Annotated in this window: 7 protein-coding genes and 5 tRNA genes; 2 read left to right on the forward strand and 10 right to left on the reverse strand. The window is 69.6% G+C overall.

Going from position 1 to position 8,219, the window contains the following annotated elements; translation table 11 throughout:
* Positions 1–55: 55 nt before the first annotated feature.
* Positions 56–571 carry a DUF4188 domain-containing protein gene (locus tag H5J33_RS15670; RefSeq protein ID WP_181795525.1) on the reverse strand — a complete coding sequence of 172 codons (516 nt, stop codon included), beginning with the start codon at positions 569–571 and terminating at the stop codon, positions 56–58.
* Between the two features lie 81 nt (positions 572–652).
* Here H5J33_RS15670 and H5J33_RS15675 point away from each other — a divergent pair, with 81 nt between their 5' ends.
* On the forward strand, positions 653–1,297 hold the full coding sequence (locus H5J33_RS15675) for a MerR family transcriptional regulator (protein ID WP_181795530.1): 645 nt from the start codon (positions 653–655) through the stop codon (positions 1,295–1,297).
* Positions 1,298–1,356: 59 nt separating this feature from the next.
* Here the strand turns inward: H5J33_RS15675 and H5J33_RS15680 are convergent.
* From H5J33_RS15680 to H5J33_RS15720, 9 genes are all read right to left on the reverse strand, one after another.
* Positions 1,357–1,429: transfer RNA gene (locus H5J33_RS15680), tRNA-Glu, on the reverse strand.
* Between the two features lie 28 nt (positions 1,430–1,457).
* Positions 1,458–1,529 (reverse strand) — tRNA-Gln (locus H5J33_RS15685).
* A 21-nt stretch (positions 1,530–1,550) separates the two neighbouring features.
* Positions 1,551–1,623 (reverse strand) — tRNA-Glu (locus H5J33_RS15690).
* A 29-nt stretch (positions 1,624–1,652) separates the two neighbouring features.
* Positions 1,653–1,725, reverse strand: a tRNA-Glu gene (locus tag H5J33_RS15695).
* Between the two features lie 21 nt (positions 1,726–1,746).
* Positions 1,747–1,818 (reverse strand) — tRNA-Gln (locus H5J33_RS15700).
* A 92-nt stretch (positions 1,819–1,910) separates the two neighbouring features.
* Positions 1,911–2,642 carry an HAD family hydrolase gene (locus H5J33_RS15705; protein WP_181795526.1) on the reverse strand — a complete coding sequence of 244 codons (732 nt, stop codon included), beginning with the start codon at positions 2,640–2,642 and terminating at the stop codon, positions 1,911–1,913.
* 150 nt (positions 2,643–2,792) lie between these two features.
* Entirely contained in the window at positions 2,793–4,268 is a 1,476-nt protein-coding gene (gltX, locus tag H5J33_RS15710; protein WP_399552836.1) for a glutamate--tRNA ligase, read from the reverse strand.
* Complete coding sequence (locus tag H5J33_RS15715) at positions 4,261–5,046, reverse strand: fumarylacetoacetate hydrolase family protein (RefSeq protein ID WP_181795528.1); 786 nt, start codon at positions 5,044–5,046, stop codon at positions 4,261–4,263. Before H5J33_RS15715 ends, gltX begins: the two co-directional genes overlap by 8 nt.
* A gap of 231 nt (positions 5,047–5,277) precedes the next feature.
* Positions 5,278–5,472, reverse strand: coding sequence for a hypothetical protein (locus tag H5J33_RS15720; protein ID WP_030785253.1), 195 nt, complete (start codon positions 5,470–5,472; stop codon positions 5,278–5,280).
* A gap of 572 nt (positions 5,473–6,044) precedes the next feature.
* Between H5J33_RS15720 and H5J33_RS15725 the strand changes: the two genes are divergently transcribed.
* A partial coding sequence (locus H5J33_RS15725; RefSeq protein ID WP_181795529.1) for a nitrate- and nitrite sensing domain-containing protein occupies positions 6,045–8,219 on the forward strand: 2,175 nt, incomplete at its 3' end.

Here is an 8,219-nt window from a genome sequence, read left to right on the forward strand (position 1 = left end):
CGATGCGCCCCGACGCCGCGGCGGCTCCTTCCCGAGGCGGGGCGCCCCCTTTGACTCAGGGGGTCGCCTCCCGCCCCCCGGACGCCTGGGCGCCCGACCGGTAGGCCAACCGGTCCCTGGCGTAACGGCCCCGCTTCTCCAGCGGAACCTGGCCGTGCGCGGCGGCCAGCCCGAACGCCGGCATGTCACCGTAGACCGCCTCGTAGGACCCCTCCGGCACGATGTACGTCTCGTGCCAGATCCCCACCCGCCCCCGCAGCCTCCCGGCCCGCTCCAGGCGGTTGAGCCGTGCCCACGCCTTGTGGTGGAAGGCGTCCGGGGCCGTCGCGTAGGCGTACAGCTTCTCCTTCGACTCCCAGTACTGCACGACGTAGTACGTCCGCGGCGACGCCGTCAGCAGGACCTTGGCCAGCAGGCCGCGTGCGGAGTCCTTCTCCAGTTCCCGCAGCATGCGGAACATCCCCAGCATCACCGGCAGCCACGTCCGCACGGCCAGGAACCGGTTGACGCGCATCCCGATCAGCAGGACGACGACCTCGCCCCGCGCGTCGGCGGTGGTACGCGACACCATGACTTCCCCCTCATTGGTGAGCAGAGCTATCCAATGCCCAGTGTTTAGATAGTGCTGCTATCCAAGGAGGAGCGCAAGGGAATGCGGCTTGCCGAGCTGAGCAGACACAGCGGTGTGTCCACCGCGACGATCAAGTACTACCTGCGCGAAGGGCTGTTGCCGCCCGGCCGCCAGATCAACGCCACGACGGCCGAGTACGGCGAGGAGCACCTGCGCCGGCTGCGCCTGGTGCGGGCGATGATCCAGGTGGGCCGGCTGCCGGTGTCGACCGTGCGCGAGGTGCTGAGGCACGTGGACGACGACTCCCTGGGCCGCTCCATCCGGCTGGGCGCGGCCCTGTGGGCGCTGCCGCAGGTGCCGGAGCCGGAGGAGGACGACGAGTACGTCCGGGCCGCGCACCGGGAGGTCGCCGCACTCCTGGACCGGCTGGGCTGGCAGAACGCCAAGCTGCTCGCGACCATCTCCCCCGCCTACCGCTCGCTGGTGGTGGCGGTGGCCGCGTTCCACCGTCTCGGCTACGACTGGGGGGCGGAACGGCTCGCGCCGTACGCCGAGTTGATGCACCGCACGGCCGTCCTGGACCTGGACAACCTGGAGGCCGAGCCCTCGGAGGCGGAGCGGATCGAGTCCGCGGTCCTCGGGGCGATCCTCAAGGAGCCGCTGCTCCAGGCCCTGCACCGGCTGGCCCAGGAGGAGGAGACGGCCCGGCGGTACGGCTTCGGGTGAGTCGGCGGCCGGAGATGCGGCGAAGGCCCCCCACCGAGGTGGAGGGCCTTCCCTGTGCGTACCCCCGACCGGATTCGAACCGGCGCTACCGCCTTGAGAGGGCGGCGTGCTAGGCCGCTACACAACGGGGGCGAGGATCTTGCGTTTCCGCAGATCCGAGCTGGTCTACCTGGACTCGAACCAAGACTAACTGAACCAGAATCAGTCGTGCTGCCAATTACACCATAGACCAATGATGGTTTAGACCAGTCAGTACCCCCGACCGGATTCGAACCGGCGCTACCGCCTTGAGAGGGCGGCGTGCTAGGCCGCTACACAACGGGGGCCCTAGCGATCCCGACAAGATCGAGATCAGTACCCCCGACCGGATTCGAACCGGCGCTACTGCCTTGAGAGGGCAGCGTGCTAGGCCGCTACACAACGGGGGCTTTGCAGATAAGCTCTGCGAGCTGGCCTACCTGGACTCGAACCAAGACTAACTGAACCAGAATCAGTCGTGCTGCCAATTACACCATAGGCCACTGGAACTCAAGCCCCTGTGGGGGGTTCTCGTTCTAGCTTGCTCCTCGGGGCTTCGGCCTTTCGGCCCGCGCCCCTCGGCGCAGAAAGAACATTACCCGAAGGTGGACGGGGCTCCAAAACGGGTATCGGCGCGGACGACCGCGGGGAGTTCGGCGAGGGTCGGGATCCGGTGCGCGACGGGCTGTCCGGCGGGCCGTACGAGGGCGGTTCCCCGGTCGATCCACACGGACAGCAGCCCGGCCTCGGCGGCGCCCCGGCCGTCGATCTCCGGGTGGTCGCCGACGTAGGCCACCTCGTGCGGGGGCAGCCCCAGCGCCTCGCAGGCCGCGTGGAAGGCGCCGGCGTCCGGCTTGGAGACGCCCAGCTCGGCGGCGCACAGGACGGTTTCGAAGCGGTCGAGGAGGCCGAGGGTGCGCAGCTTGTGCTCCTGGACGGTGAGGCTGGAGTTGGAGAGCACCGCGTGCCGGTAGCCGGCCGCGAGGGCGTCCAGGGCGGGCAGGACGTCCGGGAACAGGCGCCAGGCGGCCTCGTAGTGGGCCAGATAGCGCTCGAACCAGGCGTCGGCCTCGGCGTCGGCCAGGTCCCGGCCCAGGAAGACGCGGGTGCGGTCGCGACGCTGTGTGACGAAGTCCACCTCGCCGGCGGAGAACCGGGCCCACTGGGCGTCGGTGATCTCCCGCCAGCGCGGCAGGGCCCGCTCCACGCCGCCGAACGCCTCGAGCAGCCCCTCGGCCAGCAGATGGGCCCGCATGCCCTCCTGGTCCGCGCTCGTGTAGTCGAAGAGGGTGTCGTCCACGTCCCAGACGACGGCTCTGATCGTCATACGGCCGACGGTACCGCCGGGCTCCGGCCCGTTCCGGGAAACGGACGATCCGGCCGGTCGTCGAGTGGCGGCGGACGGTGACAGGGGCGTACGCGTGAGGGGCGGCGCCCGGAAGGTCCGGGTGCCGCCCCTCGGGCGTGCGCGGTGCCGTTACGCGGCGAGCCTGGCCAGGGCCGCGTCGATCCTGGCCAGCGTCTTCTCCTTGCCCAGGATCTCCAGGGACTCGAAGAGGGGCAGGCCGACGGTGCGGCCGGTGACGGCCACCCGGACCGGGGCCTGGGCCTTGCCGAGCTTGAGGCCGTGCGCCTCGCCGGCGGCCAGGACGGCCTCCTTCAGGGACTCCGCCGACGTCCAGTCCGCCGCCTCGAGCTTCTCCCGGGCGGTGCGCAGGAGCGCGTCGGAGCCCTCCTTCATCGCCTTGGCCCACGACGCCTCGTCCTCAGCCGGCTCCGGCAGGAACAGGAAGTCGACGTTGGCGGTGATCTCCGACAGGACCTTCAGGCGGGTCTGGGCGTGCGGGGCGACCGCCTGCCACTTGGCCTCGTCGAAGTCCTCCGGCGCCCACGGCGCGAACGGGGCCCTCAGCCACGGCCGGCAGCGCTCGGTGAACTCCTTCACATCCAGCATGCGGATGTGGTCGCCGTTGATCGCCTCGCACTTCTTCAGGTCGAAGCGGGCCGGGTTGGGGTTCACATCGGCGATGTCGAAGGCCCGGACCATCTCCTCGATCGTGAAGATGTCCTGGTCCGCGGAGAGCGACCAGCCCAGCAGGGAGAGGTAGTTGAGCAGGCCCTCGGGCAGGAAGCCCTGCTCGCGGTAGAGGTTCAGCGACGACTGCGGGTCGCGCTTGGACAGCTTCTTGTTGCCCTCGCCCATCACGTACGGCAGGTGGCCGAACTCCGGGACGCGCTTGGCGATGCCCAGCTCGATCAGCGCCTTGTACAGCGCGATCTGGCGCGGGGTGGAGGACAGCAGGTCCTCGCCGCGCAGCACGTGGGTGATCTCCATCAGCGCGTCGTCGACCGGGTTGACCAGCGTGTACAGCGGGGCGCCGTTGGCGCGGACGATGCCGTAGTCGGGCACGTTCTCCGGGGTGAAGGTCAGCTCGCCGCGGACCAGGTCGGTGAACGTGATCGTCTCGTCCGGCATCCGGAAGCGGACGATGGGCTCGCGGCCCTGCGCCTTGAACTGCTCGACCTGCTCGGCGCTCAGGTCCCGGCAGTGACCGTCGTAGCCGGAGGGCTTCCCCGCGGCGCGGGCGGCCTCGCGGCGGGTGTCCAGCTCCTCCTGGGAGCAGTAGCAGTGGTAGGCGTGGCCGCCGTCCAGGAGCTTGCGGGCGACGTCCTGGTAGATGTCCATCCGCTGCGACTGGCGGTACGGCGCGTGCGGGCCGCCGACCTCGGGGCCCTCGTCCCAGTCGAAGCCGAGCCAGCGCATCGCGTCGAGGAGCTGGTTGTAGGACTCCTCGGAGTCGCGGGCCGCGTCGGTGTCCTCGATGCGGAAGACCAGGGTGCCCTGGTGGTGACGGGCGAAGGCCCAGTTGAACAGGGCGGTGCGCACCAGGCCCACGTGCGGGTTACCGGTGGGCGAGGGGCAGAAACGGACGCGTACGGGTGCGCTAGCCACGCTTGACAACCTTGTTGGTGAGAGTGCCGATGCCTTCGATGGTGACGGCGACCTCGTCGCCGACGTTCAGGGGGCCGACCCCCGCGGGGGTTCCGGTCAGGATGACGTCGCCGGGGAGCAGCGTCATGGCCTCCGAGATGTTGACGACCAGGTCCTCGATCGGGTGGATCATCTCGCTCGTGCGGCCCAGCTGGCGCTGTTCGCCGTTGACGGTGAGCTGGATGGTCAGGTCGTTCGCGCGGGCGAGGTCCAGGTCCGTCTCCACCCAGGGACCGAGCGGGCAGGAGCTGTCGAAGCCCTTGGCCCGGGCCCACTGCTTCTCGCGTCGCTGCACGTCACGGGCGGTGACGTCGATGGCGCAGGTGTAGCCGAGGATGACGTCCTTGACGCGGTCGCGCGGGACCTCGCGGCACATGCGGCCGATGACGACGGCCAGCTCGGCCTCGTGGTGCAGTTCCCGGGTGAACGACGGGTACCGGATCTCGTCGCCGGGGCCGATCACCGAGGTGGACGGCTTGAAGAAGGCGAACGGCTCCTCGGGCACCTCGTTGTCCAGCTCGTGGGCGTGCTCGGCGTAGTTGCGGCCGAATGCCACGACCTTGTTGGGGAGCACCGGCGGGAGCAGCCTGACCTTGCTGAGCGGCACCTTCGTCCCGGACAGCTCGACGTCCGCGAACGGGATGCCCTTGATGATGTCGAGGACGAGTTCGTCCTGCTTGTCGCCCTCGACCGCGCCGAAGGCTACGTTCCCGTCGATGGAGAACCTGGCGATGCGCACGGGATGCTCGCGCCCCTCACTGAGAACCGGCGTATTGACGCCCCAGGTTATCGGAGCTATAGGACGCTCACCGCTGCTGGGGGTGTCGCCGCAGGTCAGAGGCGGGTCACCGGGCTGTGGGGGCCGGGCCGCGCCCTTATTCAGGCGTACGGGCGCCCGCTGGCGTACATACGAGCGCGGCCGGAGGGATCGTCGTGTGATCCCTCCGGCCGCGCCCGGTGAAGCCGTCGGTCACTCGCCCGCCGGGGCTCCCGAGCCCACCGGCACGTCCATGAGGACGGTGCGCCGGGGGTTGGCGGTCTGGGCGGGGAGGTCGACGGGGTGCTCCGGCAGCTCGGGCGTGTGCAGCTCGCCGGCGTCCTTCAGGTGCGCCAGGGTCGTGCGTCGCGGGTTGGCTATCTTGCGGAACATCATCGTCGTCTTCACCGTTGTCGTCCTGTGCCCTCTGGTGGAGTGGGTTGGCAGAGTCGCCCGTCCTGTAAAGCGTCAGGCTAAACATCCGATTCCCCGACGAAGTCGCCAACTGTCCCCGGGAAGCGTGTGAGTTTGCTCACCAACTCGTGGGCAAACCGGTCAATTCCGGCCGTCAACCGGTCCTAATGAAACGGACATTGGCGCCCTGAAGCCACCATTCCGCTCCTGATCATGTCGACTGGGACACCTGGCACCGACCGGCGACTCGCCGAACTATGCCCGTTTTCGACCGAATATGACTCCACGGCTGGTAACCCACCACTCACAGGTTGTCACGGAGGTCACAGCTCGGCCCGCCGCCCTTGTTGGAGATCCTGCACTGTGCTGGAATTCCACGGACCGCCGCGGGATCGAGCCGGCGCACAGGGGGCGCGACACAGCGCCGAGTGGCGGCGAGACAGGGGGAAGCCAGCGCCGGTCACTCAAGACCACCCGGGGGGCGTATTCAGGGCGCTCCCCACAACGCCGACACCGTGTCCCTCCGTTCACGCGGAGGGGCGCCTGGTCCAGAGGTTGCGACGCTAGTGCAGGGACGTTTCAAGAGGGATGGCAGCGCTTCGGCGGAGCCGGAGCCGCACGGCGGGACCGACCGCGGTTCGACGCCCCAGCACGCCCAGGGTCCGAACCCGGCCCCGGCCAAGGACGGCGGCGGACGCCCCGGCGCCCCCGCCCTCTCGGCCCCCGCGAAGACCGCTCCCTCCGGCGCCCCCACGCCGACCGTGAAGCCCGCCCCGGGCGGCTCCGTCGGCTCCGGTTCCCGGCTGCACCTGCGCAACTGGCGCATCTCCACCCGCCTGGTCTCGCTGCTCGCGCTCCCCGTGGTGGCGGCCACCTCGCTGGGCGCCCTGCGCATCAACGAGAACCTCAACGACATCCAGCAGCTCGACAACATGAAGCTGCTGACGGAGATGACCAAGCAGGCCACCGAGCTGGCCGCGGCGCTCCAGGAGGAGCGCGACCAGTCCGCCGGCCCGCTGGCGCGCGGCGGTCTGAACTCGAGCGACTACCAGATCAAGGCCTACCAGCAGAAGACCGACCGGGCCCGCGACGACTTCCTGGACGACTCCGAGAAGATCGACGCGGCGAGCAAGGACGGCAAGCTCCAGGGCGTGCGCGACGCGCTCGTCGGCCTCGCCAACCAGCTGGACGACCTGGCCAAGATCCGCCAGAAGGCGTACGGGTCGAAGCAGAACGCCTCCCAGACGGTCGAGTCGTACCACCGGCTCATCACCCAGCTGATCGGCCTCTCCCAGGACATGGCCGAGGCGTCCAGCAACCCGGAGATGATCTCCCGTACCCGCGCCCTGGCGGCCTTCTCCACTGCCAAGGAGTACGCCTCCGTACAGCGCGCCATGATCGCCGCCGCGCTGCCGGCGACCCCCGCCACCAAGGGCGACCTCTCCGAGAACGACCGCCTCTACGGCCAGTCGGCCTACGAGAGCGAGAACTCCGAGCTGGCGATCTTCCGGAAGATCTACGCCGACCAGAACGCCGAGGAGCTGCTGAAGCCGATCGACGAGGGCAACCCGACGATCGAGGCGGCCGACACCTACGCCAAGCGCTCCTTCGAGTCCCCCGACGGCCTCCAGCAGCTGCCCTCGCGCTCCTACAAGGACTGGGTGGACGACAGCTCGACCAAGATCGAGCAGATGAAGAAGATCGAGCACACGCTCCTGGAGGAGATGGAGCAGAAGGCCCGCGAGCTGAAGAGCGCCACCCAGCGTGACGCCATCATCTCCGGTGCGCTGATCCTGCTCGTGCTCGGTGTCTCGCTGGTCGGCGCGTTCGTCGTGGCCCGCTCCATGATCCGCTCGCTGCGCCGGCTGCAGGAGACCGCGACCAAGGTCGCCCAGGACCGCCTGCCCGAGCTGGTCAAGCAGCTCTCCGAGTCCGACCCGCAGGACGTGGACACCTCCGTGGAGTCGGTCGGTGTGCACTCCCGGGACGAGATCGGCCAGGTGGCCGCGGCCTTCGACGACGTGCACCGCGAGGCGGTCCGCCTCGCCGCCGAGCAGGCCCTGCTGCGGGGCAACGTCAACGCGATGTTCACCAACCTCTCGCGCCGCTCCCAGGGTCTGATCCAGCGCCAGCTGTCGCTGATCTCCGAGCTGGAGTCCCGCGAGGCCGACCCGGACCAGCTGTCCTCGCTGTTCAAGCTGGACCACCTCGCCACCCGCATGCGCCGTAACGGCGAGAACCTCCTCGTGCTCGCCGGTGAGGAGCCCGGCCGTCGCTGGACCCGCCCGGTCCCGCTGGTCGACGTGCTGCGTGCCGCCGCGTCCGAGGTGGAGCAGTACGAGCGCATCGAGCTGGCCGCCGTGCCCACCACGCAGGTCGCCGGCCGGGTCGTCAACGACCTCGTGCACCTGCTCGCCGAGCTGCTGGAGAACGCGACCTCGTTCTCCTCGCCGCAGACCAAGGTCAAGGTCACCGGTCACGCGCTGCCCGACGGCCGCGTCCTGATCGAGATCCACGACACCGGTATCGGCCTGTCCCCCGAGGACCTCGCGGCGATCAACGAGCGGCTCGCCTCGCCGCCCACCGTGGACGTGTCGGTGTCCCGCCGCATGGGTCTGTTCGTGGTCGGCCGGCTCTCGCAGCGGCACGGCATCCGCATCCAGCTGCGCCCGTCCGACTCCGGCGGTACGACCGCGCTGGTCATGCTGCCGGTGGACGTCGCCCAGGGCGACCGCAAGCCG

This window comes from Streptomyces sp. WELS2 (assembly GCF_013870595.1).
GTDB lineage: Bacteria > Actinomycetota > Actinomycetes > Streptomycetales > Streptomycetaceae > Streptomyces.